Consider the following 24,200-nt stretch of genomic DNA (forward strand, 5'->3'; position numbering starts at 1 on the left):
ATCGTCAACCGGCGCGCACCTCCACTGTCGAGCCCGTGCGGGACTTCCGGACCCGCAGCCTCGTCGGGATGCGCTGCCGCAGCTCCTCCACGTGGGACACCAGGCCGACCACCCGGCCGCCCGCGCGGAGCTCGTCGAGGATGTTCATGACCACGTCGAGGGTTTCGGCGTCCAGCGTGCCGAACCCTTCGTCGACGAACAGCGTGTCCAGCAGCGCGCCGCCCGTCTCGCCCGCCACCACGTCGGCCAGCCCCAGCGCCAGGGCCAGCGACGCCAGGAACGACTCGCCGCCGGACAGGGTCTTCGCCGGGCGGATCGTGCCCGAGTAGTCGTCCAGCACGTCGATGCCCAGCCCGCCGCGGGTGCCGCGCGCGCCGGCGGCGTCGGAGTGCACGAACGAGTACCGGCCCTGGCTCATCGTGCGCAGCCGGTGGGTGGCGGCGACCGCCACCTCTTCGAGCCGCGCCGCCAGCACGTACGAGCGCAACGACATCTTCCGGCTGTTCTGCCCGCGCCCGTTGACGACGTCCGCGAGCGCGCGTAGCTCCGCGTACGCCGCTTCGGCCGGTGCGAGGCCGGCGAGCGCTTCGCGCAGCAGGACGGCCAGCCGCGTCAGCTCTTCGTGCTGGGCCGTCGCCACCCGCAGCGCCGCGTACGCGGAGTCCGCGCGCGCCCGCGCCAGCTGGGCCGCGTCGGCCGCGCGGTCGACGTCCGCCACGTCGTCCGGCGAGATCCCGAACAGGTCCGGCTCCGACAGCAGTGCCCGGGCTCCCGCCGCGGCGGCTTCGGCCTCCGCGATGCCTTGTTCCAGCTTCTCGATCTGCTCGTCCGGCAGCATCGCGGCCCGCGCCTTTCTCAGCGAAGTGAAGCCCTTCGCCTTGACCGCGGCCTCGACCAGCGCGCGCTGCTGGGCGACGCGCTCCCGGGCACCGGCTACGGCCGTCCGGGCCTCCGCGACCCCTTCGAGGGCTTCGGCCAGCCCGATCAGGTGCTCCCGCCGGGCCGTGACGTCCGCGAACTCGCCGCGCCCGGCGACGAGCCGGCGTTCGCGCTCCGCCAGCCGTTCCTCGATGGCCCGGACATCGGTCGTCGCCTCCGTCGCGGCCTGCTCGGCCTGGCGGCGGCGTTCGGCCCGCAGCTCCAGATCGTGTTCCAGGAGGACGACCTGCTCGCCGAGCTTCGCCTTCGCCGCGGCCCGCTCGGCGAGGACGGCAACCGTGGACCGCGCTTCGGCCAGCTCCGCGGCGATCGACTCGGCCGTGCGCCCGGCCAGCCGTTCGACCAGCCCGGCCAGCCGTGCCTTCGCCTCTTCCAGCGCGACGACCACCCGCTGCCGCACCGCGTCCGCCGCCTGCTCGGCTTCCTCGGCGGCGCGTTCCTCGGCCGGGTCGACCAGTTCGGCGTCACGGTTCGCCGGCGCCGGGTGCTCGGCCGACCCGCAGACGGGGCAGGGCGCGCCGTCCGGCAGCGCGGCGGCCAGCTCGGCCGCCATGCCGTCGAGCCGCCGCTCGCGCAGGTCGAGCCGCCGCTGCCGGGCCGCCTGGTGCGCGTCGACGACCTCGCGCAGTTTCGCCTCGCCTCGCCCGACTTTCGCCTGTGCTTCCGGGAGTTCCGCCGCGTCTCGCGCGAACCCCCGCAGCTCGTCCACCCTGGCGCGTGCGCCATCGAGCTTCGCTTCGGCTTCGGCCGCCGCGAGGGCGTCCGCTCGCAGCTTGGCCAGCTGCCCTGGCATCGCGGCCAGCTCGACGGTCAGCGCTTCGGCCTGCTGCTGAGCCGTGACGGCGGCGAGCTTCCGGTCGTCCCGCCGCATGACGTCGAGCTGCTGCTGCTCGGCCTCGGCGACGAGTTCCGCGACCGCGCCGGCCTCTTCCCGCGCCGCAGCCGCCCGCGCCTTGAGGTCGCCGGTCGCCCGGGTGCCGAACTCCCGCAGCCGGGCGCCACGCTCCTTCTCCGCCTGCTCGGCTTCGGCCAGTTCCGCGGCGCGCCGGTCCAGCAGGTCGGCCTCCACAGCGACCCCGGCCGCCCGCCGCGCAGCCGCGACCTCCCGGGCCCACTCGGCGCGTTGCGGCGCCTGCTCGGTGATCTCGACCAGCCGCAGGTGCGCCGTGCGGACCCGGCGGATCTTCTCCGCGCCGGACCGTTCCTCCTGCAGGTAGACGTCGGCGCGCTGGGCGGCCGACCGCGTCCGCAGCTCTTCGGCGGTGGCCTGCCCGACGCGGTCGGCGGACGCCGCCAGCACGGCGTCGACCCACTCCGCCACGTCGGTCTCGGGTGGCTCCTGCTGGGCTTCCTGCGCGTACCGGGCCAGCAGCTCGCGCACTTTCCCCTGTCGCAGCTCGAGTTCCCGGCCGCGCTCGGCCCGCAGGTCGGCGAACCAGCGTTCGACGTCGGCGAAGCGTTCGGTGCCGAACAGCCGTTCCAGCAGCTTCTCGCGCTCGGCGGTGTCGGACCGCAGGAACCGCGCGAACTCGCCCTGCGGCAGCAGCACCACCTGGAAGAACTGGGCCGCGGTCATCCCGAGCAGCCGCTCGACGGTGCGCGCGACCTCCTCGATCCGGATCAGGCCCTCCGGCGGCAACCCGGCGGGCGCGGCGCCTACCCAGCTCAGCGACACCTTCGCCTGCTGGGTGGTCGTGCCCTCGCCGCGCCGCTTCGGCCGCTGGTACTCCGGGTTGCGCACGATCTTCAGCCGGTGGCCCTGCACGGTCAGCTCCAGCGCGACCTCGGTGACCTGGTCGGGCTCGGCCAGGTCGCAGCGCAGCCGCTTGGCCTCGTTGCGGGCCCCGGGAACCACGCCGAACAGGGCGAACGCGATCGCGTCGAGCAACGTGGTCTTGCCCGCGCCGGTTTCGCCGTGCAGGAGGAAGAGACCGTCGGCGCCGAGCACGTCGAAGTCGACGACTTCGCGTGCGCAGTACGGTCCGAAGGCTTCGACCTCCAGCCTGTGCAGCCTCATTTCGCGAGCGCCCCCCGGTCGGCCGCTTCGAGGGCCCGGAACAGGAGCTGCTCTTCGCTTTTGGTGGGCGGCGCGCCGCGGCAGTCGTCGAGGAAGCTGCGCGAGACCTCGATGTCCGACCGGCCGCGGACGGCGTCGGAGTACCGCAGCGGGGCACCGCTGTGCCCGCCTTCGGGTTCCCACTCCAGGTGCACCGCGAACGGGAACCGCTCGCGCAGCCGCCGCATCGCGTCCACCGGCCGCACCCGGTCGGTGACCGTGACCAACAGGAAGTGCTCCAGGAACTGGTCGTGGTCCGGCGCCACGAGCAGGTCTTCGAGCTCGCCGCGCAGGGTGGCGAGCGGCCTCGGCACCGGCAGTTCGTGCCGGCGGACGTCGCCGAGCCCGGCCGCGTCGAAGTCCACGAGCCAGACCGATTTGCGTTGCCGCGCTTCGGAAAACGAGTACGCCAGCGGGCTGCCGGAGTAGCGCAGGTGCTCGGCGAGCGTCTGCGGCCCGTGGAGATGGCCGAGCGCCACGTAGTCGACGCCGTCGAAGACCGAGCCGGGCACCTGCTCGACACCGCCGACCGCGATCGTGCGTTCGGAGTCGGTCGGCTCGCCCCCGGTGACGAACGCGTGCGCCAGCACGACGGATCGGACCCCGGGCCGGGTTTCGAGGTCCGCGCGGATCCGCCGCATGGCCTCGGTGAGCACGCCGGTGTGGCCGCGCGCGTCCGGCACGCCCAGGGCGTGGCGCGCCGGTTCCGGTTCCAGGTAAGGGATTCCGTACACGGCGACCGGGCCGTGGGCGTCCTCCAGCAGCACCGGCTCGGCCAGCCCGCCGACGGTGGTGCGCAGGTGCAGCCCGCCCGCCGCGGCGAACTCCGCGAAGGCGCCGAGCCGCGGCGCGGAGTCGTGGTTCCCCGGCGTGACGATCACTTGCGCGCCCGCGGCACGGATCCGCGCGACCGCCGCCGTGGCCAGCCGGACGGCCTCGGCCGACGGCACCGCGCGGTCGTAGAGGTCGCCTGCCACCAGGACGGCGTCGATCGCCTCGCCGGCCACGAGGTCGGCGAGGTGCCCGAGCACCGCTTCCTGTTCCGCGAGCAGGTCGGCACCGTGGAAGGTGCGGCCGACGTGCCAGTCGGAGGTGTGCAGGAGTCTCACGACGGCCAAGGTACGACCCGGCCCCGACGAAATCGCGCAGGCTCGCCGCCTCCTCACTCGAACGTGTGTACTAACACGAGCGTGCCGACCCGGACACGCCCTGCGGGAATTTCATTTGTTCGCAGGTCAGCTACCCAGAGCGACGGTTCGGCTGCGGTTTTTGTCGGTGCCGTCCGCCATGATGTCTGCGCGGTCCGAACCAGGCGGCCGGAGGGAGGAGACGGAAGTGGCGACAGTGCTGACCACCGCGGCGATCGTGCTCGCGGTCCTGCTGCTGTTCGCCGTCGCGGTCCTGTGGCGGCTGTACAACGACGGGATGCGCCGGGCGGACGCGGCGGCCCGGCAGGTGGCGGCCGAGCGGGCGAAGTCGGACCAGCAGCAGCTGGCGTTGCGGCGCTACGAGGTCGCGTTCGCCTCGATCAGCGGGCGCGGCGAACTGGGCGAGCAGGTGCTGGTGGAGACCGCGCGGGCGCTGGGGCTGCGGGAGAACCTCCACTTCACGCTGCAGACGGACGTGGGCGGCGGCGGCTCGGCGAAGCCGGACATGGTGCTGCGGGTGGGCGGCGACCGCACGGTGCCGGTGGACGCGAAGGCGAGCATGGCGATCTGGGCGGAGGCGGTGGAGACCGACGACCCGGCGGAGCGGATCGACGCGTTGCGCGCGCACGTCCGGCAGATCCGGTCCCGGGCGGCCGAGCTGGCGGGCAAGGGCTACCAGCGCTGGGCCGACGCGATCTACGGCACGATCATGTTCGTCCCGTCCGACGCCGCCGTGGTCGCGGCGCTGGACACCGACCCGGAGCTGCTGCGCTGGCTCATCGACCGGCGGGTGTTCCTGTGCGGGCCGACCGGGTTCGGGGTGCTGGCGTCGGCGGCGCTGTTCGCGGCGAGCGACCGGACGCTGGAGGCCGACGTCGAGCAGGTGCGCGCCGGGGCGGCGGCCGCGCACCGGGCGGCGGGCGGCGCGGTGGACGCGCTGAACCTGTCGAGCACGCACCTGCAGCGGTTCCTGTCGGCGCGGCGGCGGGAGCTGGAGGCGCTCGAGGCGTTCCGGGCGACGGTGGCACCGCTGACGGACGCGGCGGGGAGCCCGGCCCCGGTTCCCCAGGTGCGGAAGGGGGACGAGCTGGCGGCCAGCTGAGCGCACCGGAGGTCGCCGGTATCGGATGTCCGATATATCCGGCGATCGGACGGACGGCCGTCGTGCCCCGGCCGGCCCGGCCGCAGGGCTCCCACCTGCGACGACTCGACCATCGCGACGACGGAAAGGGGACGAACCGGCAGGAAGTGCAGCACGTCACAGCAGCGCCCGGCGGGGCCACGCGGTCACGCCGCCGGGTGGCGATACACCCACGTCGGCGGCGGTGCTGGCAAGATCTTCACAACCACGAGATACGGTGTTGTCTCGTGACCGCGATTCGCGATCGCCAGAGCGATCCAGATGCCGACGACGCCGCCGTACCGTGGGACGAGCGTCCTGTCGTCGGTTCGAGGCGCGGGCTGCCGTGGTGGGCAGCGGTGCTCGTCGGCTTCGGCCTGGCGATCGTGGGTGCCCTCATCGGCAAGCCGAGCCAGGGCAGCATCCCGCTGATCTTCACCGTCTGCTACATCGCCGGGGCCGTCATCGCGGTCTGCGCGGTGCGGCGGCGAGGGCTGTTCGGGCCGATGGTGATGCCGCCGCTGGTGCTGGCCGTGGTCGTGCCCGGCGTGATCCTGCTGACCTCGGGCTCCCAGGGCGACGACATGCTGTCGAAGGCCCTGAACATCGGCACGCCGCTGATCAACGGCTTCCCGACCATGGCGATCACCACGGGCATCACACTGCTGATCGGGTTCGTCCGGATCTTCCGCGAGCGCGACCCCGACGCCCCGAAGAAGGGCAAGGCGGCCGACCGCCGCCGGGCGGGCGAAGACGACGAGAAGCCGTCGACGCGCGCGGCGGCGACCTCGGCCGGCGGTCGTCCGCGGCCGCCCGGCTCGAGCCGCACCGGCCAGACCCCGGTACCCCCGCGACGCGGCCGCGGCGGCGAACCACCGCGACGGCCCCGCCCACCCGCGGATGGCGAACGCCGCGCCTCCCCCGACGGCGAACGCCGCACCCCCCGCGGCGGCGCACCCGCCGAACGCGACCGTGGCGCGCGCAAGCCACCGCCCTCGGGGCGCCGAACACCACCCCCGGCGGACAGCGACCCCCGTCGCCGCGGCGACGCTCCCCGGCGACGCCCGCGCCCACCCGCGGAAGACGGCCGTGACACACCGCCGCCTCGCCGCCCCTCTGGTGGGCGGAGTGCGCCCCCGCGCCGGAACCGTCCTTGGGACGAAGAAGAGCGCTGACGACCTGGGAAGGGCCGGTCACCATCTGCGGATGGTGACCGGCCTTTCGCATGCGCGGTGACGGCGGGCGGCGCCCGCCAGGGCGGGAGCTTCGGCTGCACGGCTTCCCGGCGAGCAAGGGCGCAAGTCGCATGGCACGGCAGCTCCGCGGCACGGCAACGCCGCGGCACCCCGCAACGCAGTTCGGCGGCGAGCCGCACCCGCGACCCGCCGCCGAACCGACCTACCGGCTTCAGACCTTCCGCAGCTCCTTGGGCGGCGCGAAGGAGATCTTCTCGTTGGCCGTCGTCACCTCGTTGACGTCGCCGTAGCCGCGCTCGGCCAGCCAGTCCAGCAGCTCCATGACCAGCACGTCCGGCACCGAGGCCCCCGACGTCACCCCCACCGTCGTCACGCCGGACAGCCACTCCTCGTCGACCTCGTGGGCGAAGTCGACCAAGTACGAAGCGCGAGCCCCCGCCTTCAGGGCCACCTCCACCAGGCGCTTCGAGTTGGACGAGTTCGTCGAGCCCACCACCAGCACCAGGTCGCACTCCGCGGCCATCGCCTTGACCGCCACCTGGCGGTTCGTCGTCGCATAACAAATGTCGTCGCTCGGCGGGTCCGCCAGCCCCGGGAAGCGCTCGCGGAGCTGGTCGACGCGCTCCATCGTCTCGTCGACCGACAGCGTCGTCTGGGACAGCCAGATCACCTTCGACGGGTCGCGCACCTGGACCTTGTCGACGTCCTCGGCCTTGTCGACCAGCTGGACCTTGTCGGGCGCCTCGCCGGCGGTGCCCTCGACCTCTTCGTGGCCCTCGTGGCCGATCAGCAGGATGTCGTAGTCGTCCTTCGCGAACCGGTTGACCTCCTTGTGCACCTTCGTCACCAGGGGGCAGGTCGCGTCGATCGTGCGCAGGTTCCGGTCGGCCGCCTCCTGGTGCACCATCGGCGAGACGCCGTGGGCGGAGAACACCACCAGCGCGCCCTCGGGCACCTCGGACGTCTCGTCGACGAAGATCGCGCCGCGCTCGCGCAGGGTCTCGACCACGTGCTTGTTGTGGACGATCTCCTTGCGGACGTACACCGGGGCGCCGTAGACCTCGAGGGCCTTCTCGACGGCGATCACCGCGCGGTCGACGCCGGCGCAGTAACCACGGGGTTTGGCGAGCAGCACCCGCTTGCCGGAAGCGGTTCCGGTGATCGTCGGGGTACCCGCGGGCTCGATTCCGGGACTCGCTGAACTCATGGCACCCAGGGTACGGGCAGGTCCGAGACGAACTCGAAGTCCCTTTCGGGTGAGCTTCGTCCCTCTACGGAAGTGTGCCAGCCGTCACGCGCTGCGCACTTCCGGTTGGGCAGGGACGGCGGTCATGCGGCAGGCTGGGACGCATGAAGCCATTCCCGCTCCCCCTCCGGGTCGCCGCGGGCCTCGCCGTCTCCACCGCCGAGCGGGTTCGTGAGCTTCCCCGGCAGCTCGCCGGACTCCCGGTGACCGTGGTCAGCCAGGTGCTGCAGGCCTCCATGCGCGTCCAGCAGCACGTCACCGAGCTGGCGATCAAGGGCGACAACGCCCTCTCCAGCCTGCGCCCCGTCGAGGACACGCCCAGCTGGGCGACGTTCGACGAGGACGTCGAGCCCGACGTCCCGCGGCCGAACCTGTCGACGGTCGCCGACGTGCCCGAACCGCGCTCGGAGATCAACGGTCACATTCCGTCGGCGGCCGAACTCGAAGCGGAGCTGGGCGATCCCTGGGCCGAAGAGGAACGCGCGCTCGCCGAGGACCACGCCGACGGCGAGAACGACGCGCCGCCGGAAACGGACAACAAGCCCAAGCCCGGCACGCCCGCGATCGACAAGAAGACCAAGAGCGAGACGCCGCGGACCAGTGCCGCCGGGTACGAGGGTCCCGCCGGGCTGACCGGCTACGACCAGCTCACCCTCCCGCAGCTGCGCGCCCGGCTGCGCCAGCTGTCGATCGAACAGCTCGAGACCATCCTCGAGTACGAGCGCGCGCACGCCGACCGCTCGTCCTTCACCGGGATGCTCTCGCGCCGGATCGCCAACGCCCGCAAGGCCGAACGGGCCGGGGAAGACGGCCAAGAGAACGGCCAGTGACCGAAACCGAACCGAGCACCGCCGAAAAGCCCTGGCCGGTCCGGACGGTCGCGCGCAAGATCGGCGACTGGATCCACCGGCTCGGCAGCGTGTGGGTCGAAGGCCAGGTCACGCAGGTCAGCTCGCGGCCGAACACGCAGACCGCGTTCCTGACGCTGCGTGACCCGTCGGCGGACGTCTCGATGTCGGTGACCTGCCCGAACTGGCTGATCCGCGAGATGGAACCGCCGCTGCGCGAGGGCGCCAGCGTCGTCGTGCACGCGAAGCCGTCGTTCTTCTTCGGCCGCGGCACGATCAGCCTGCGCGCCGACCAGATCCGCGCCGTCGGCATCGGCGAGCTGCTGGCCCGGATCGAACGCCTGAAGAAACTGCTGACCGCCGAAGGCCTCTTCTCGGCCCAGCGCAAGCGGCCGATCCCGTTCCTGCCGAAGGGCGTCGGGCTGATCACCGGCCGCGCGTCGGCGGCCGAGCGGGACGTACTGGCGAACGCGCAGGGCCGCTGGCCGCACGTCCGGATCAAGGTGCTCAACACGGCCGTGCAGGGCTCGCAGGCCGTGCCGCAGGTCATGCGCGCGCTGCGGATCTTCGACGCCGACCCCGACATCGACGTCATCGTCATCGCCCGCGGCGGCGGCAGCGTCGAGGACCTGCTGCCGTTCTCCGACGAGGCGCTCTGCCGCGCGGTGTCGGCCGCCGGCACGCCGGTGGTCAGCGCGATCGGGCACGAGCCGGACACACCGCTGCTCGACTACGTCGCCGACCTGCGCTGTTCCACGCCGACCGACGCCGGCAAGCGCATCGTTCCCGACCTGCGCGAAGAGACCGAACGGGTCCGGCAGATGCGCGACCGCGGCCGCCGCGCCCTGCACGGCTGGGTCGACACCCAGACGCGGCTGCTGAACCAGATCCGCAGCCGCCCGTCGCTGGCCGATCCCCTCGGGCCGGTCCAGCGCCGTCAGGACGACGTCGACGTCCACCGCGAACGCGCGCGCCGCGCCATGCTGACGCTGCTCGCCAAGGACCAGGCCGAGCTCGCGAGCGCGCGGGCCCGGCTGACCGCGCTCGGCCCGGCCGCCACGCTGGCCCGCGGGTACGCGGTCGTGCAGTTCCTCGACGAGCAAGGCAACCTCCAGGTACTCCGCTCCGTCTCCGAAGTCGAGGCCGGTGCCCACCTGCGCGTGCGCGTGGGCGACGGCGCGATCGGCGCGGTGGCGGAAGGAGAGCAGGGGTGAGAGCGACGTTCCTCCCGCTCACCGTGGACGCGGCCCGGCGCCTGGGCGCGCGCCCGCTGCTGGACCAGGCGGTGCGCACCGACCGGGCCGCCGCCGAGTGCTGGACGGCGCTGCTCGCCGGCTGCGGCACCGCGGCCCGCCGCGACCTGGGCCCGCAGCTGCGCCGGCTGTCCGAAGCGACGTCGATGCAGGTCGGCTCGCGCTGGTGGTTCGCCGAAGGGGCGGGGCACCGGAAGCGGGTGGCCGGCGCGCAGGAGAACCTCGAAGAGGCGATCGCGGACGGTGACGGGCAGGAGTTCGCCCTCGCCTTCGTCGGGTACGACCACGCCATGGCCAGCGCGGTAGTGTGCGCGAACAGCGTGGAAGCCCGGAAGGTCGGAGAACACCGAGCGTGAGTGAAGCAGCCAGCGAGGAACTCGGGTACGAGCAGGCGCGCGACCGCCTCGTCGAGGTCGTCCGCGAGCTCGAGGCCGGTGGTCTGTCCCTCGAGCAGTCGCTCGCGTTGTGGGAGAAGGGCGAGAAGCTCGCGAAGGTCTGTGAGCGCCACCTCGAAGGCGCCCGCGAGCGGATCGAGGCTGCGTTGGCGTCCGTGGAGGACGACTCCGAGCAGTGAGGTAGGCCATGCCGACGGTATCTGGAATCAGCGCGGGTATCTGACAGACTGTTGACCCGCCAGTTCCAGCATCCGGGAGGCAATGATGTCCGCCGCAGAGAGTCGTCGTGAAGCGCCCGACCGCAACCTCGCGATGGAGCTGGTCCGGGTCACCGAAGCCGCCGCCATGGCCGCCGGCCGCTGGGTCGGCCGCGGCGACAAGATCGGCGGCGACGGCGCGGCCGTCGACGCGATGCGCCAGCTCGTCTCGACGGTGTCGATGCGCGGGGTCGTGGTGATCGGCGAGGGCGAGAAGGACGAAGCGCCCATGCTGTTCAACGGCGAAGAGGTCGGCAACGGTGACGGGCCGGACTGCGACGTCGCCGTCGACCCGGTCGACGGCACCACCCTGATGGCCAAGGGCATGCCGAACGCCCTCGCGGTGCTCGCCGTCGCCGAGCGCGGCGCGATGTTCGACCCCTCCGCGGTGTTCTACATGGAGAAGCTGGCCGTCGGGCCGGAGGCGGCGGGCAAGGTGGAGCTCGGCGCGCCGATCGCGGAGAACATCCGCCGGGTCGCCAAGGCGAAGAACAGCAGCGTCGGCGACGTCACCGTGTGCATCCTCGACCGCCCGCGCCACGAGCAGATCATCAAGGAGGTCCGCGACGCCGGCGCGCGGATCCGGTTCATCTCCGACGGCGACGTCGCGGGCGCGATCGCCGCGGCCCGCCCGACCACCGGTGTCGACATGCTGATCGGCATCGGCGGCACGCCCGAGGGCATCATCGCGGCCTGCGCGATGAAGTGCCTCGGCGGCGAGCTGCAGGGCCGGCTGTGGCCGAAGGACGACGCCGAGCGCGAGAAGGCCCTCGCCGCCGGGCACGACCTCGACCGCGTCCTGCTCAACGACGACCTCGTGCGCGGCGACAACGTCTTCTTCTGCGCCACCGGCGTCACCGACGGCGACCTGCTGCGCGGCGTCCACTACCGCGAGGGCGGCGCGACGACGCAGTCCATCGTGATGCGGTCCAAGTCCGGGACCGTCAGAATGATCGACGGCTACCACCGGCTCAACAAGCTGCGGGCGTACTCCTCGGTCAACTTCGACGGCCACCTGGACGCGCCCGCCGACGACGTCGTTCCCCCGCTGCCGTAAGGAGTTCCGTGCCCAGGCGATTGCTGGTCCTGCTGGTCCTGGTGTTCGCCCTGGTCCCCGGTACCGCGTCGGCCGGCCCCGCCATCGTCGGGGGCGGCGACGCGGACCAGCCGTACCCGTTCGCGGTCTCGCTGCACACCTCGACGGGCAAGCTGTTCTGCGCCGGCGCGCTGATCGCCCCCGGCTGGGTGGTCACCGCGGCGCACTGCGCGTTCGACAAGGCCCCGTCCGCGATCTCCCTGCGGGCGGGCACCAACGACGTCGGCCAGGGCGGTGAGGTCGGCCAGGTCGCGGACATCGTCGTGAACCCGGCGTTCGACACGCAGAAACCGGCGGGCGACATCGCGCTGCTGCGGCTGGCGACACCGGCCAAGACGGCTCCGATCGGACTCGCGACGGCCGCGTCGCCCGGCACCGCGACCCGGATCCTCGGCTGGGGCCAGACGTGCCCGAAGGTCAACTGCGGCGCGATCCCGACGAACCTGCAGCAGCTCGACACGCACATCGTCGAGGGCGCGAAGTGCACGTCGGGGTTCGACGGCACCGCCGAGCTGTGCACGGACAACCCCGGCGGCAAGGCCGGGGCGTGCTTCGGCGACTCCGGCGGCCCCGAGATCGTCCGCGACGGCGACCACTGGCTGCTCGTCGGCGTCACGAGCCGGCCGGGCAACAACGACCCGCAGTGCGCGACGGCGCCGTCGATCTACACGTCCGTCGTCGCGTACGCGCCGTGGATCGCGGAGAAGACGAAGGCCTGACTATTCGGCGTTGCTCGAGTGGCCCGGGAACAGGTGCGCGTCCGGGTCGAGCGCGACGGCGATGTTGTTGACGGCCGTCGCCGCCTCGCCGAAGCCGGTCGCGATCAGCTTCACCTTCCCCGGGTACGCGGCGACGTCGCCCGCGGCGTAGACGCGCTCCCGCGCGGTCGCCATCGTCGTGTCGACGGCGATGGCGCGGTGGTCGATCTCCAGGCCCCAGCTCTCGATCGGCCCGAGGTCGGCGGTGAACCCGAGCGCCGCGACGACGGCGTTGGCCGGCAGCCGCTCGTCGCCGGCGCCCTTGACCGAGACGTCGACCGCTTCGAGCGAGCCGTCGGCCGCTTCGACGAACCGCGTGACTTCGGCGTCGGTGATGATCCGGGTGCCGAGCTCACGCGCCTGCCGCACGATCGACTCCGCGGCGCGGAACTTGGCGCGGCGGTGCACGAGCGTCACACTCGCCGCGACCGGGTGCAGGGCGAGGATCCAGTCGAACGCCGAGTCGCCGCCGCCGACGACCACGACGTGCTGGCCCGCGTGCGCCTGCAGCGACGGGACGAAGTGGACCATGCCGCGGCCGAGCCAGCCGTCGCCGGCGGGCAAGGGACGCGGCGTGAACTCGCCGATGCCCGCGGTGATCAGCACGGCGCCCGCACGCAGGGTCTCGCCGCCGTCGAGGGTCAGCTCGACGCCGTCGCCCACGGTTTCGAGCTTCTCGGCCTTGCGCCCCAGCAGGTACGTCGGCGCGAACGGCGCGGCCTGCTTCACCAGGCCGTCGATCAGGTCGCGGCCGCGGACCTCGGCGAACCCGCCGACGTCGTAGATCATCTTCTCCGGGTACATCGCGGTGACCTGCCCGCCGGGCTCGGGCAGCGAGTCGACCACCGCCATCGAAAGGCCGCGGAACCCGGCGTAGTAGGCGGCGAACAGGCCGGTCGGGCCCGCGCCGATGATGACGAGGTCGTACGAGTCCCCAGGAACTTCAGTCATGCTCGCTCCAGCCAGTGGTGGATGGCGGTGATCGAGAACACACTCGATCCTAGCCGGAGCCAGGGACGTTCCGGTGCCCGAACAGGCCGAGCAGCCACGTGTGCCGGATGGCTTCGCGGGCGCGGTCGTAGGCCTCGACGGTGTCGAGCCAGATGGCCTGGGTGAGCAGCTCGATCGTCGCGGCGACGACGGTCCGCGCGGTGAACGACGGCGGCAGCGGCAGCTTCGGGTCCGTGGTGCGCAACCACGCCGCCGTCCGGTCGAACACGGCCTCACCCGCGCGCAGCACTTCTTCGCGCGCTTCGAGACCCGCGTCGCCGAGGGCGTAGATCTCCAGGAGGACCGCGCGGGTCAGCACCGGACGGCGGCGCGCGTAGCCGACGACGAAGTCACCGCACGCGGCCACGGCGTCCGACGGCGTCGGCGCCTCGGCCGCCACCGCGACGCCCCGGTCGAGGAACTCCCCCGTCGCCGATCGGTAGGCGGCCAGGAACGCGGCCTGCTTGCCGGTGAACTGCTCGTAGAACGACGTGCGCGAGACGCCGGCGGACGCCGTGACGTGGCCGACCGTCGTGGCCGCGTACCCGCGTTCGCCGACGTTGGCCAGTACCGCTTCGATCAGCCGGGCGCGCTGCGCCCCGGCCACTTCTTCCCGGCTGAGGCCGTGCGGCCCTTTGGGGAAACGGGTCTGCATCGCGGAACCGTACCCGGCGGACCGGCCCCGGCGACCGGTCCGCCGAGGGGGTCAGGCGGGCTGTTCGGGCTCCAGCGAGTTGCCCGCCGGGATCTGCCCGCAGCTCGACGGCGCCGCCCGGCCCGCGAACCGGTCGGCCAGCCAGCCGATCGCCGCGGGGGCCCACGCGGCCAGGCCGCCGACGTGGCTGAGCAGGTCGTACTGCTGGTACTCGATCGACCGGTTGCCGGTGGCGCAGTACTGGCGGGCCAGCGCGCGCACGTCGCCGGCCACCATCACGCCGTCGCCGGTGCCGATGCCGGGGAGGTTGCTCGTGGTGCCTTCGAGGAACCCGGCGTTGCCCTGCGCGATGAAACCCGGCACGGACGGCGTGGGCGCGGAGCCGATGTTGACCTTGTTCACGGATTCGACGAACGGCGGTACCGAGTTCGGGTTCGCGTACTCGGGCTTCGCGATCTTCTGCCACGTCAGCCCGGGGTACCGGCCCAGCGCGGTGATGATCGACGCGTGCTCCAGCTCGTCGAGCACCTTGAGCCCGTACTCGCTCGCGTATGGCCGCAGGTCGATGCCGAAGCCGCGCGCGACGCCGATCAGCGCCATCGGGATGACGCCGGACCAGACCGGGCTGCCGCTCACGTACTTCAGGTTGTGCGCGGGGTCGACGAGCACGCCGCCTTCGGTGAAGCCGACGAGGTTCGCGTTGACGTCGGGGGCGTAGCTCGGCGCCAGCGCGGCCGCCCAGCCCGTCGCGATCGCGCCGCCCGAGTAGCCGAGAAGCCCGAACTTCGTGCTCTTGGTCATCCCCGTCGCGGCCGAGCTGGTCGCGGCGCGGATCGAGTCGAGCGTGGTCGTCCCGTACTCCGGGCCCGCGGCGAAGTCCGCGGTCTGCCCCTCGGTGTCGGGCACGACGACGTTGTAGCCCTGCAGGAGCGACGGCAGGAGCAGCAGCGACTCGGCGTTGGGCAGGAGCCCGCCGAGGGTGACGTCGCCGGCGATCGCCCGCGACGGCGCGTCGGCGGGGTCGAGCGAGTCGTAGGCCGACTGGTACGACACGGCTTTCGTGCGGTCGCCGGTGATGCTGCGGACGACCGAGGTGACGTTGGCGGCCGGGCGGCCCTGCGCGTCGGTGGTGCGGTAGAGCAGCTGGACGGCCTGCACCGGCGTCGGGAGACCGACGACGTGGTAGTTCAGCGTCCGGGTCTTGAGGACCGTCCCGGGTGCGTACGACGACAGCGGTGCGCTGCCGTCGTAGGAGTAGAAGGAATCGGCCGCCGCGAAGGCGGGACTCGCCGGCGCGGCGGCGAGGGTGAGCGCGAGCACGGCGGCGAGCGCGGCTGAGCGAGCGATCATGACTCCCCTTTGAATCATGAAGTGGATCACGCGGATCGCCGTAACCTACCAGCGAGTAGGTGTGGTGTACAGCCGCGTACACGATCGGCGGGCTACCGCACGACGGGCTCGTGCCGCACCGGGAAGTTCACCGAGTTCGCGATGAAGCACTGTTCGTGGGCGTCGTGGTGCAGCGCGATCGCCTTCTCGCGCATGCCTTCCTCGGCCACCGTCACCTCCGGGCGCAGGACGACTTCGGTGAAGCGACCGCCGTGGGCGCCGTCCTCCCGCATCACCCCGCTCGCGCGGTCGACGTACCCGGTCACCACCACGCCCGTCCGCGCGCACACGGACAAGTACGTCAGCATGTGGCACTGCGACAGCGTCGCGACGAGCAGGTCTTCGGGGTTCCAGCGGTCGGCGGAACCCAGGAACGCCGGGTCGGCGCTCGCCGCCAGCGTCGGCTTGCCCGCCGCCTCGACGTCGTGGTCGCGGACGTAACCGCGGTAGTGCGCGGTCTCGCCGGTCCAGCGCACGGTCACTTCGTAGTGGTGTTCCCGGCTCATTTCCCGGTTCCTTCCAGTGTGTGCATCGTCGAGAGGACATGGGCTCGGGCGAGGGCGGCGGCGTCTTCGGGCCGCCCGTCGGCGATGGCGGCGACCAGCTGCCGGTGCTCCTCCTCGACCTGGCCGGTCCGCGCGGGCGCGGCGAGCGAGGCCCGGGTCGAGACGGTGATCCGGTCCCAGAGCCGGTCCAGCGCCTCGGCCGCGGGCGGGTTGTCGGCGAGCGCCGCGATGTGGCGGTGGAACGCCCGGTTGTGCCGGACGCCTTCGGCGAGGTCGCCGCTTCGGGTCGCCCGGTCGGCGTCGTCGGCGAGGGCGCCGAGGCGGGCGAGATCGGCCGGCGCGAGTTCACCCGACCGCTGGCGTTCCGCCGCCAGCTCCGCGGTCAGCCCCTCCAGCGCGGCGCGCACGCGGTAGGCGTCCCGCAGGGCTTTCGGGTCCAGCTCGACCACCGTCACGCCGCGGCGGGCCGGCTCGACCAGACCGTCGCTTTCCAGGCGGCGCAGCGCTTCCCGCACCGGCGTGCGGCTGACGCCGAGCCGGTCGCACAGCTCCTGCTCGGTCACCGCCCGCCCCGCCGGGTAAGTCCCGAGCACGATCAGGCCGCGCACGTCTTCGTACACCGAGTTCATCGGCGACCTCCTTTGTATCCAACGTATACAAAGAGGCCGGGGGTGCGCAACGCCACCACGCGGGGACCGGCGAAGAGGTCCAGAATCGGGGGTATGGCTGACCAGGAATTCCGGATCGAACACGACACCATGGGCGAGGTCCGCGTGCCTGCCGACGCGCTCTACCGCGCGCAGACCCAGCGGGCCGTCGAGAACTTCCCCATTTCCGGCCGGGGCCTGGAGCGCGCCCAGATCCGCGCGCTCGGCCTGCTCAAGGCCGCCGCCGCGCGCGTCAACCTCAAGCTGGGGGTGCTCGACGCCGACGTCGCGAACGCCATCGCGGCCGCCGCCGACGAGGTCGCCGAGGGCGCCCACGACGCGCACTTCCCCATCGACGTCTTCCAGACCGGCTCCGGGACGTCGTCGAACATGAACGCCAACGAGGTCATCGCGACGCTGGCTTCGCGCGCGCTCGGCCGGGACGTGCACCCGAACGACCACGTCAACGCGTCGCAGTCGTCGAACGACACCTTCCCGACGACGATCCACGTCGCCGCCACCGAAGCCGTCACCAAGGACGTCATCCCGGCGCTCGAGTACCTGGCCGGCGCCATCGAGGTGCGCGCCGCGGAATGGGCCGACGTCGTGAAGTCCGGCCGCACGCACCTGATGGACGCCGTGCCGATCACGCTCGGCCAGGAGGCCGGCGCGTGGGCGTCGCAGATCCGGTTCGGCGTCGAGCGGCTGAAGTCGGGCCTGCCGCGCCTCGGCGAGCTGCCGATCGGCGGCACCGCCGTCGGGTCGGGCCTGAACGCGCCGGACGGCTTCGGCTCGTCGGTCGCCGCGGAACTCGCCACCGTGACCGGGCTGCCGCTGACGGAGGCCCGCGACCACTTCGAGGCGCAGGCGACGCAGGACAGCGTCGTCGAGACGTCCGGCCACCTGCGCACGATCGCGGTGTCGCTCAACAAGATCGCGAACGACCTGCGCTGGCTCGGTTCCGGCCCGCGCACCGGCCTCGCCGAGCTGGCGCTGCCGGACCTGCAGCCGGGCTCGTCGATCATGCCGGGCAAGGTGAACCCGGTGATCCCGGAGGCGACGCTGCAGGTGGTCGCGCAGGTGATCGGCAACGACGCGGCCGTCGCCTTCGCCGGCGCGGCCGGCAACTTCCAGCTCAACGTCAACCTGCCGGTGATCGCGCGGAACGTCCTCGAGTCGGCGCGCCTGCTCGCCGCGGTGTCACGGCTGCTGGCGGACAAGGTGTTCGCGGGCATCACGGTGAACACCGAGCGCACGCGCACCTACGCCGAGGGCTCGCCGTCGATCGTGACGCCGTTGAACAAGTACATCGGCTACGAAGAGGCGGCCGCGGTCGCGAAGCAGGCGCTCAAGGAGCTGAAGACGATCCGCGAGGTCGTCATCGAGCGCGGGTACGTTCGCGAGGGAAAGCTCACGGAGGAGCAGCTCGACGAAGCGCTCGACGTCCTCCGCATGGCCCGCGGCGGCAAGTGACCCGCTACCGCCGGCGCAGGCGCTGGTCCGCCAGCGTCGGCGGGGTGTAGTCCTTCTCGGCCGGGTTCAGGTCCGTGCCCGGTGGGACGATCTCGTCGATCCGGTCCAGCACCTCGTCGTCGAGAACGAGGTCCGCGCCGGCGAGCAGGTCGGCGAGCTGCTGCGGGGTCCGCGGGCCGATGATCGCCGACGTCACGGCCGGGTGGGCGCGGACGAACGCCGTCGCCAGGTGGGTCATCGGGCGGCCCAGGTCGTCCGCGATCTTCTTCAGCCGCGCGATCGCCTCGAACTTGACCGCGTTCTCCGGCAGGGCCGGGTCGAACTTGTGCGCCTGCAGGGTCCGGCGCCCATCGGACAGGTCCACATCGGACGGTTTCACGTACTTGCCCGACAGCCAGCCGCTGGCCAGCGGGCTCCACGTCAGCACACCCATGCCGTACTTCCGCGCCGTCGGCAGCACCGCCGCCTCGATCGCCCGGTTGAAGATCGAGTACGGCGGCTGCTCGGCGCGGAACCGTGCCAAGCCGCGCTTTTCCGCCACCCACTGGGCTTCCACGATCTGCTCGGCCGGGAAGTCCGACGACCCGATCGCGCGGGCCTTGCCGGCGCGCACGAAGTCCGTCAGCGCCGAAAGCGTTTCCTCGATGTCGGTCGTGGGATCGGGCCGGTGGACCTGGTAGAGGTCGATGTAGTCGGTGTCGAGGCGGCGCAGGCTGTCCTCCAGCGCGCGGGTCAGCCAGCGCCGGGAGAGCCCACCCTGGTTGGGGTCCGCCCCCATCGGGAAGAAGGCCTTGGTCGCGAGCACGACCTCGTCGCGGCGGCCCTTGAGCGCCTTGCCGACGATCTGCTCGTTCTCGCCGTCGGAGTACATGTCCGCGGTGTCCCAGAAGTTGACGCCCGCGTCGAGCGCCGTGTGCAGCATCCGGACGCCCTCTTCGTGATCGGGGTTGCCCCACTTGCCCAGCATCATCGCGCCGAACGCGTACTCGCTGACCGAGATGCCCGTACCGCCCAGAATTCGTCGTTCCATGGGCTCCACCCTGCTGGCGGGACCACCACCGGACCAGGTCACGCTCGACCTGGGTCTGCCAGTACCAGGCGGGGAACGCCGAGCCGGGGATACTGGAGGCATGAGTGACGCAGCCGAGCTGGGCGCCTTCCTGAAGGCGCGCCGCGCCGCACTGGACCCCGCGGACCTGGGCCTGCCGCCCGGGATCACGCAGCGGCGGGTCAAGGGCCTGCGCCGGGAAGAACTCGCGCAGCTGTCCGGGATCAGCGTCGACTACTACACGCGGCTGGAGCAGGGCCGCGCGAAGAACGTGTCGGACGCGGTCCTCGACGCGCTGGCCCGCGCGCTGCGGCTCAACGCAGGCGAAGAGTCCTACCTGCGCAACCTCGCCGCGCCGAAGCGCCGGGACGAGCGCGCGCCGCAGCGGGTCCGGCCCGAGCTGCAGCAGCTGCTCGACGCCATCCAGGCGCCCGCGTTCGTCTTCGGGCGGTACCTGGACGTGCTCGCCTGGAACGCCCTCGGCGGCGCGGTCGCGTTCGCCTTCGCCGACCTCGAAGAGCGCAACATGCCGAAGCTCGTCTTCACCGACGAACGCGCGAAGGAGCTGCACCCGGAGTACGACGCCGTGTGCCGCGAACTCGTCGCGAACCTGCGCGCGGAAAGCGGACGGCACCCCGGCGACCCGCGGTTCGCCCAGCTGATCGGCGAGCTTTCGCTGGCCAGCGAGCAGTTCCGGAAGCTGTGGGCCGAGCACGCGGTCCGGGAGAAGGCGCAGGGGTGGAAGGTGCTGAGCAACCCCGTCGTCGGCGAGCTGCGGCTGCGCTACGAGACGCTGCGGCTGCCCCAGGACCCCGACCAGGGCATGGTCGTCTACCACGCCGAACCGGGGTCGGAGACCGAACGCGCGCTGGGCCTGCTGGCCAGCTGGATCGCCACCGATGAACGGCCGGTGAACACTCGGTCGTCGCAACCCCACGCCGGCTGAGGCCTGCCTACGCTGCTCTACCTGGGGAGCCGGGGGCAGAGGAGCAGCACGGTGGGTGTCGGCGCGACCATGCAGTCCCTCGCCGAGATCCTCAGCTCGGACTCGGGCAGCCTCGTGCTCGGCATCGCCGCGCTGGTCGCGATGGCCGCGCCGGTCGTCGACCGCTACTTCATCCGGCGGCGCCGGCTGACGTTCCGGGTGCTCTACAACTCGAAGATCGGGCTGTCCCCGATCGACCTGCACGACGGCGAGAACGGCTCCGCGCAGGCCGACCCGCAGCTGGAGCGGACCGCGCGGCTGCTGAGCCGGATGAGCGTCGTCGTGATCCGGATCCACAACACCGGCGGGTTCGACATCGCGCCGGGTGACTTCGAGATCCCGCTGTCGTTCACCTTCGGCAGCCGGATCGTCTGGGACGCGCGGGTGTCGGACGCCACCGACGACGGCCTGCGCCAGCACGTCCGCGAAGGCCTCGAGTTCTTCACCCGCGAAAGCCAGCCGGTCGAGAGCGCGAAGCTCTCCCGCGTGCGTGCGCTGCTGCCGAGACGGCTCGCCGGGGTGCCCGCGCCCGACGCCCCGGAGTGGCACGGCGTCCGGCTCGCGCGGCTTTCCCTGAAGCGCAAGGAGAAGTTCAAGCTGGTCGTCGTGTTGCGCGAGTCCGGCGGTGACGGCGAGATCAGCAAGGAGATCGACCACCACGCCCGGCTGGCCGCCGGCCGGATCAAGGACGACCGCAAGCAGCGCCGGTTCGGCTGGCCGGTCGTCACGACGGCCGTCGGGGTGCTGCTGACCGGCGCCTTGCTGGCGACGCTGCTCGTCTCGTGGTCGCGGCCGGCCGACTCCGCGCAGTGCGCCACGGGGAAGCTGTCGGTCGAAGGGTCGAGCGCGTTCGTCCCGATCATCGACCGCATCGCCGCCGAGTACCACGGCCAGTGCGACGGCGCGGCCATCACGACCCGCGCCACCGGCAGCGTCACCGGCGTCCGGGCGCTCGCCCCGGTCGACGCGTCCGGCAAGGACGAGCTGGCGGTGCTCTCCGACGGCCGGTCCGGCGAAGCGGGCCCCGGCCTGGAGGCGAAGGCCGTCGCGGTGGTCGTGTACAGCCTGGTCGTCAACCGCGCGGCCGGTGTCGACAAGCTGACGACCCAGCAGGTCAAGGACATCTTCAGCGGGCGCGTGCGGAACTGGGACCAGCTGCGGCCGGGGCCGTCGGTGCCGATCGGGATCGTCGGACGCGGGCAGGAGTCGGGCACGCGCAAGACGTTCGAGCAAAAGGTGCTCGGCGGCGCGGAGGACCGGCTGACGTCGGATTCGTGCCGCAAGCCCGAACGCGACCCGGCCGCGGCGACGACCCGCTGCGAGCGCGGCACGACCGCCGAGGTGCTCACCGAGGTCGGCGCCGTGCCGGGCGCGATCGGGTACGCCGACGTCCCGGCGGCCAAAACCGCGGCCGCCCGCGACCAGCAGGTGACGATCGTGCAGCTCGACGGCCACTACCCCGACGTCACGACCGTGGACGCGGGGTACCGGTTCTGGACCGTCGAGTACCTGTACACGAAGGGCGTGCCGTCGAACGGGAGCGTGCTGAAGCGGTTCCTCGACTACCTGGCGAGCCCGACCGCGCGGGCGGAGCTGCAGGACGCCGGATACACCCCTTGCGTGGCCAAGGACGGGCTGCTCGACCCCCTCTGCACCAGGCCGGACATCTGACCGCCCTGAAATTGTCGGTGGTCCGGGTCATGATGTCCGGGTGTTGCTGAGCGAGTTGGTCCGGGCGTCCGCCGAGCTGGCGGCGACGAGGTCCAGGAAGGCGAAGATCGCCCTCCTGGCCGAAGTGCTGCGCGCCGCCGAGGTCGGCGAGCTGCCCGTGGTGATCGCGTACCTGACCGGGCAGACTGCGCAGGACCGGCTGGGCGCGGGCTGGCGCACTCTGGCCGGGCTGGGCGCGGGTGCGGCGCCGGAACCCGTCGTCACGGTGGCCGAGGTCGACGCGGCGCTCACCGCGGCGGCCGGCGTCGCGGCGGGCACGGGCTCCGCGACCCGGCGCCAGGAGGTCCTGCGGGCGTTGTTCGAACGGCTCACGAAGGACGAGCAGCAGTTCATGTTCCGGCTGGTCACCGGCGAACTGCGGCAGGGCGCGCTGGAAGGCGTGATGGTCGACGCGGTCGCGGCGGCGGCCGAGGTGCCGGCCGAGGACGTGCGGCGCGCGTTCATGCTGTCCGGGAAGCTGGGCGTCACCGGGGTCGCGGCGATGACCGGCGGGCGGGCCGCGCTGGCGGAGTTCCGGCTGACGCTGGGCACGCCGATCAAGCCGATGCTGGCGTCGCCGGCGGAGTCGCTCGACGAGGCCGTCGCCGAGCACGCCGAGGCGATCGTCGAGTACAAGATGGACGGTGCCCGGATCCAGGTGCACCGCCAGGGTGACGAGGTCCACGTCTGGACGCGGACGCTGCGCGAGATCACCGGGAGCGTCCAGGAGCTGGTCGAACTCGTGCGGGCGCTGCCGTGCGAGTCGGTGGTGCTGGACGGCGAGACGCTCGCGCTGACCGACGCGGGGCGCCCGCGGCCGTTCCAGGACACGATGAGCCGGTTCGGCAGCACGCGCGAGGAGCAGGTCAAGGCACTGCTGCTGCGGCCGTACTTCTTCGACTGCCTGCACCTCGACGGCGTCGACCTGCTGGACGCGCCGCTGTCCGAGCGCAACGCGGCGCTGCGCAAGGTCGCGGGGGCGCACGTGATCCCCGGCGAGGTGGGGGTGGCGGGGGCGGCCGCGGTACTGGAGGCGGCGATGGAGGCCGGCCACGAAGGGGTGATGGTCAAGGACCTGGCGTCGCCGTACGCGGCCGGGCGGCGCGGGCGCGCGTGGCTGAAGGTCAAGCCGGTGCACACGATCGACCTGGTGGTGCTCGCGGCGGAGTGGGGCCACGGCCGCCGCACGGGCACGCTGTCGAACCTGCACCTGGGCGCCCGCGATCCGGACGGGGGCCCGCCGATCATGGTGGGCAAGACGTTCAAGGGCATGACCGACGAGCTGCTGGCGTGGCAGACGAGGACGTTCCAGGAGATCGAGACCCACCGCGACGACTGGACGGTGTACGTCCGGCCGGAGGTCGTCGTGGAGATCGAGCTGGACAGCGCCCAGGTTTCGACGCGCTACCCCGGCGGCCTGGCGCTGCGGTTCGCGCGGGTGGTCCGCTACCGCCCGGACAAGGACCCGGCCGAGGCGGACACGATCGACACCGTCCGCGGCCTGCTGCACGGCGACCGTTCGGAAGGGAGCTGACGACGAAAGGCGATGGTGCGCCCGCCGGCCGCCGGTGCCTCGCCCGTGCCGAGCACGCCGGATGCCGGGCACCAGCCGTCGAAGCACCACTTCTCGGCGGTCGCGCAGTCGTTCGCCGGCGTGCTCGCGCCCGCGGTGCAGGCCGAGCACGGCAGCTCGGCCACATCGACCCGGCGCTGTACACGAAGCTGGGCCCGGCGGGCCCGAAGGCGGGCATCGTCGACGTCGTCGAAGGCGACAACAGCCAGGACGGCGTCGCGTGGTGAAAGCGCTGCGCTGACAATTCACCGGAAACGGCGGAGTTCGGTTTGTTCGACGCATGATCATGTCGAGATTTTTCCCCACAGAAGGGGATGCCCGCCGCCGCTACGATGCTGCTCCTCGCAAAGTCCCGCTCACCTCCCCGAGCGGTCATGGAGGAGTACAAGTGGCAAGCAAGGAACACATGAAGGCGGCCATCCACGCCGCTTTCGACGCGGCCGTCGCCGACGGGACGAGCTACACGAAGGTGTACGCCGCGGAAATCAAACAAAAGAACTTCATCGTTTTCCGCACCACCACCGTCAGCAATTTCGCGGTGGGTTTCCGGCCGGGGCAGACCGATCTCGTCATCGTCCCGCTCGACGAAAAGAACGGCACGATCACCGCGGGCACCCCGCTGACCATCACGGACGCCAACCGCGCGTCGGTCAAGAAGCGTGACCTGCAGGGCCGGTTCGTGATCAAGACGACGGACGGCCGGACCTTCCGGCTCAGCATCATCCCCTCCGTGCCGAAGCTGCTCGCCGCCAGTTACCAGCTGCCGGTCGACCAGAAGGAAGAGTACGAGGCGTTCACCACCCTCCGGGACGCCCTCGTCTCGGCTTGACGACCGCGCGTCCCGGTGCCGGCCGGCACCGGGGCGCCGCCGGCAGGAACCGGGTGACCGGCGCGCCTCGATCGAGTGATCCC

The 24,200-nt window shown here is 72.3% G+C and carries 22 protein-coding genes; 13 read left to right on the top strand and 9 right to left on the bottom strand.

Going from position 1 to position 24,200, the window contains the following annotated elements; genetic code table 11:
• Nucleotides 1-4: 4 nt before the first annotated feature.
• Nucleotides 5-2,956 carry an SMC family ATPase gene (locus tag AB0J40_RS16770; protein ID WP_364453349.1) on the bottom strand — a complete coding sequence of 984 codons (2,952 nt, stop codon included), beginning with the start codon at nt 2,954-2,956 and terminating at the stop codon, nt 5-7.
• Nucleotides 2,953-4,104: an exonuclease SbcCD subunit D gene (locus AB0J40_RS16775; protein ID WP_364453352.1), complete on the bottom strand. Its 1,152-nt coding sequence runs from the start codon at nt 4,102-4,104 to the stop codon at nt 2,953-2,955. The genes AB0J40_RS16770 and AB0J40_RS16775 overlap by 4 nt, the downstream gene beginning before the upstream one ends.
• Before the next feature lie 226 nt (nt 4,105-4,330).
• Between AB0J40_RS16775 and AB0J40_RS16780 the strand changes: the two genes are divergently transcribed.
• Both AB0J40_RS16780 and AB0J40_RS16785 read left to right on the top strand, forming a co-directional pair.
• On the top strand, nt 4,331-5,245 hold the full coding sequence (locus AB0J40_RS16780; RefSeq protein WP_364453355.1) for a DNA recombination protein RmuC: 915 nt from the start codon (nt 4,331-4,333) through the stop codon (nt 5,243-5,245).
• A 266-nt stretch (nt 5,246-5,511) separates the two neighbouring features.
• Entirely contained in the window at nt 5,512-6,438 is a 927-nt protein-coding gene (locus tag AB0J40_RS16785) for a DUF6542 domain-containing protein (RefSeq protein WP_364453357.1), read from the top strand.
• Between the two features lie 232 nt (nt 6,439-6,670).
• Here the strand turns inward: AB0J40_RS16785 and AB0J40_RS16790 are convergent, their stop codons facing one another.
• On the bottom strand, nt 6,671-7,666 hold the full coding sequence (locus tag AB0J40_RS16790) for a 4-hydroxy-3-methylbut-2-enyl diphosphate reductase (RefSeq protein WP_364453360.1): 996 nt from the start codon (nt 7,664-7,666) through the stop codon (nt 6,671-6,673).
• 143 nt (nt 7,667-7,809) lie between these two features.
• On the opposite strand from AB0J40_RS16790, the gene AB0J40_RS16795 reads away from it, so the two are divergent.
• The 6 genes from AB0J40_RS16795 (at nt 7,810) to AB0J40_RS16820 (ending at nt 12,273) form a co-directional block, all read left to right on the top strand.
• Nucleotides 7,810-8,535, top strand: a complete 726-nt coding sequence (locus tag AB0J40_RS16795) for a lipid droplet-associated protein (RefSeq protein ID WP_364453362.1) — start codon at nt 7,810-7,812, stop codon at nt 8,533-8,535.
• Nucleotides 8,532-9,767, top strand: coding sequence for an exodeoxyribonuclease VII large subunit (xseA, locus tag AB0J40_RS16800; RefSeq protein WP_364453365.1), 1,236 nt, complete (start codon nt 8,532-8,534; stop codon nt 9,765-9,767). Before AB0J40_RS16795 ends, xseA begins: the two co-directional genes overlap by 4 nt.
• Nucleotides 9,764-10,162: a hypothetical protein gene (locus tag AB0J40_RS16805; RefSeq protein WP_364453368.1), complete on the top strand. Its 399-nt coding sequence runs from the start codon at nt 9,764-9,766 to the stop codon at nt 10,160-10,162. Before xseA ends, AB0J40_RS16805 begins: the two co-directional genes overlap by 4 nt.
• Nucleotides 10,159-10,380, top strand: a complete 222-nt coding sequence (locus AB0J40_RS16810; RefSeq protein WP_013229792.1) for an exodeoxyribonuclease VII small subunit — start codon at nt 10,159-10,161, stop codon at nt 10,378-10,380. Before AB0J40_RS16805 ends, AB0J40_RS16810 begins: the two co-directional genes overlap by 4 nt.
• A gap of 82 nt (nt 10,381-10,462) precedes the next feature.
• On the top strand, nt 10,463-11,515 hold the full coding sequence (gene glpX, locus AB0J40_RS16815; RefSeq protein WP_364453371.1) for a class II fructose-bisphosphatase: 1,053 nt from the start codon (nt 10,463-10,465) through the stop codon (nt 11,513-11,515).
• Nucleotides 11,516-11,523: 8 nt separating this feature from the next.
• Nucleotides 11,524-12,273, top strand: coding sequence for a serine protease (locus AB0J40_RS16820; RefSeq protein ID WP_364453373.1), 750 nt, complete (start codon nt 11,524-11,526; stop codon nt 12,271-12,273).
• Here AB0J40_RS16820 and AB0J40_RS16825 read toward each other — a convergent pair whose 3' ends face one another.
• The 5 genes from AB0J40_RS16825 to AB0J40_RS16845 all read right to left on the bottom strand — a co-directional run bounded on the left by AB0J40_RS16825 (nt 12,274) and on the right by AB0J40_RS16845 (nt 16,481).
• Nucleotides 12,274-13,263: an NAD(P)/FAD-dependent oxidoreductase gene (locus tag AB0J40_RS16825; RefSeq protein WP_364453376.1), complete on the bottom strand. Its 990-nt coding sequence runs from the start codon at nt 13,261-13,263 to the stop codon at nt 12,274-12,276.
• 49 nt (nt 13,264-13,312) lie between these two features.
• A complete protein-coding gene (locus tag AB0J40_RS16830) occupies nt 13,313-13,957 on the bottom strand; it encodes a TetR/AcrR family transcriptional regulator (protein WP_364453379.1) in 645 nt (214 codons plus the stop codon).
• A gap of 51 nt (nt 13,958-14,008) precedes the next feature.
• Nucleotides 14,009-15,307, bottom strand: coding sequence for a lipase family protein (locus tag AB0J40_RS16835; RefSeq protein WP_364453381.1), 1,299 nt, complete (start codon nt 15,305-15,307; stop codon nt 14,009-14,011).
• Nucleotides 15,308-15,399: 92 nt separating this feature from the next.
• Complete coding sequence (locus AB0J40_RS16840) at nt 15,400-15,852, bottom strand: OsmC family protein (RefSeq protein ID WP_364453384.1); 453 nt, start codon at nt 15,850-15,852, stop codon at nt 15,400-15,402.
• Nucleotides 15,849-16,481: a GntR family transcriptional regulator gene (locus AB0J40_RS16845; protein ID WP_364453386.1), complete on the bottom strand. Its 633-nt coding sequence runs from the start codon at nt 16,479-16,481 to the stop codon at nt 15,849-15,851. The genes AB0J40_RS16840 and AB0J40_RS16845 overlap by 4 nt, the downstream gene beginning before the upstream one ends.
• Nucleotides 16,482-16,574: 93 nt before the next feature.
• Here AB0J40_RS16845 and AB0J40_RS16850 point away from each other — a divergent pair, with 93 nt between their 5' ends.
• Complete coding sequence (locus AB0J40_RS16850) at nt 16,575-17,972, top strand: class II fumarate hydratase (protein ID WP_364453388.1); 1,398 nt, start codon at nt 16,575-16,577, stop codon at nt 17,970-17,972.
• 4 nt (nt 17,973-17,976) lie between these two features.
• On the opposite strand, the gene AB0J40_RS16855 is transcribed toward AB0J40_RS16850, so the two are convergent.
• Nucleotides 17,977-19,002, bottom strand: a complete 1,026-nt coding sequence (locus AB0J40_RS16855; protein ID WP_364453390.1) for an aldo/keto reductase — start codon at nt 19,000-19,002, stop codon at nt 17,977-17,979.
• A gap of 100 nt (nt 19,003-19,102) precedes the next feature.
• Here AB0J40_RS16855 and AB0J40_RS16860 point away from each other — a divergent pair, with 100 nt between their 5' ends.
• The 4 genes from AB0J40_RS16860 (at nt 19,103) to AB0J40_RS16875 (ending at nt 24,117) form a co-directional block, all read left to right on the top strand.
• Nucleotides 19,103-19,966 (top strand): helix-turn-helix transcriptional regulator, encoded by an 864-nt coding sequence (locus AB0J40_RS16860; protein ID WP_364453392.1) that lies wholly within the window; start codon nt 19,103-19,105, stop codon nt 19,964-19,966.
• A gap of 51 nt (nt 19,967-20,017) precedes the next feature.
• Entirely contained in the window at nt 20,018-21,676 is a 1,659-nt protein-coding gene (locus AB0J40_RS16865; RefSeq protein WP_364453395.1) for a substrate-binding domain-containing protein, read from the top strand.
• A 40-nt stretch (nt 21,677-21,716) separates the two neighbouring features.
• Nucleotides 21,717-23,249 (top strand): ATP-dependent DNA ligase, encoded by a 1,533-nt coding sequence (locus AB0J40_RS16870; protein ID WP_364453398.1) that lies wholly within the window; start codon nt 21,717-21,719, stop codon nt 23,247-23,249.
• 427 nt (nt 23,250-23,676) lie between these two features.
• On the top strand, nt 23,677-24,117 hold the full coding sequence (locus tag AB0J40_RS16875) for a hypothetical protein (RefSeq protein WP_364453401.1): 441 nt from the start codon (nt 23,677-23,679) through the stop codon (nt 24,115-24,117).
• Nucleotides 24,118-24,200 lie beyond the last annotated feature (83 nt).

Origin of the sequence: Amycolatopsis sp. NPDC049691 (assembly GCF_040675005.1) — a bacterium.
In the GTDB taxonomy this organism is placed as follows: domain Bacteria; phylum Actinomycetota; class Actinomycetes; order Mycobacteriales; family Pseudonocardiaceae; genus Amycolatopsis.

Coding starts and splice junctions, on each gene's coding strand:
- AB0J40_RS16770 (WP_364453349.1), bottom strand. CDS start 2,956: ATGAGGCTGCACAGGCTGGAGGTCGAAGCCTTCGGACCGTACTGCGCA.
- AB0J40_RS16790 (WP_364453360.1), bottom strand. CDS start 7,666: ATGAGTTCAGCGAGTCCCGGAATCGAGCCCGCGGGTACCCCGACGATC.
- AB0J40_RS16795 (WP_364453362.1), top strand. CDS start 7,810: ATGAAGCCATTCCCGCTCCCCCTCCGGGTCGCCGCGGGCCTCGCCGTC.
- glpX (WP_364453371.1), top strand. CDS start 10,463: ATGATGTCCGCCGCAGAGAGTCGTCGTGAAGCGCCCGACCGCAACCTC.
- AB0J40_RS16825 (WP_364453376.1), bottom strand. CDS start 13,263: ATGACTGAAGTTCCTGGGGACTCGTACGACCTCGTCATCATCGGCGCG.
- AB0J40_RS16830 (WP_364453379.1), bottom strand. CDS start 13,957: ATGCAGACCCGTTTCCCCAAAGGGCCGCACGGCCTCAGCCGGGAAGAA.
- AB0J40_RS16835 (WP_364453381.1), bottom strand. CDS start 15,307: ATGATCGCTCGCTCAGCCGCGCTCGCCGCCGTGCTCGCGCTCACCCTC.
- AB0J40_RS16840 (WP_364453384.1), bottom strand. CDS start 15,852: ATGAGCCGGGAACACCACTACGAAGTGACCGTGCGCTGGACCGGCGAG.
- AB0J40_RS16845 (WP_364453386.1), bottom strand. CDS start 16,481: ATGAACTCGGTGTACGAAGACGTGCGCGGCCTGATCGTGCTCGGGACT.
- AB0J40_RS16850 (WP_364453388.1), top strand. CDS start 16,575: ATGGCTGACCAGGAATTCCGGATCGAACACGACACCATGGGCGAGGTC.
- AB0J40_RS16855 (WP_364453390.1), bottom strand. CDS start 19,002: ATGGAACGACGAATTCTGGGCGGTACGGGCATCTCGGTCAGCGAGTAC.
- AB0J40_RS16860 (WP_364453392.1), top strand. CDS start 19,103: ATGAGTGACGCAGCCGAGCTGGGCGCCTTCCTGAAGGCGCGCCGCGCC.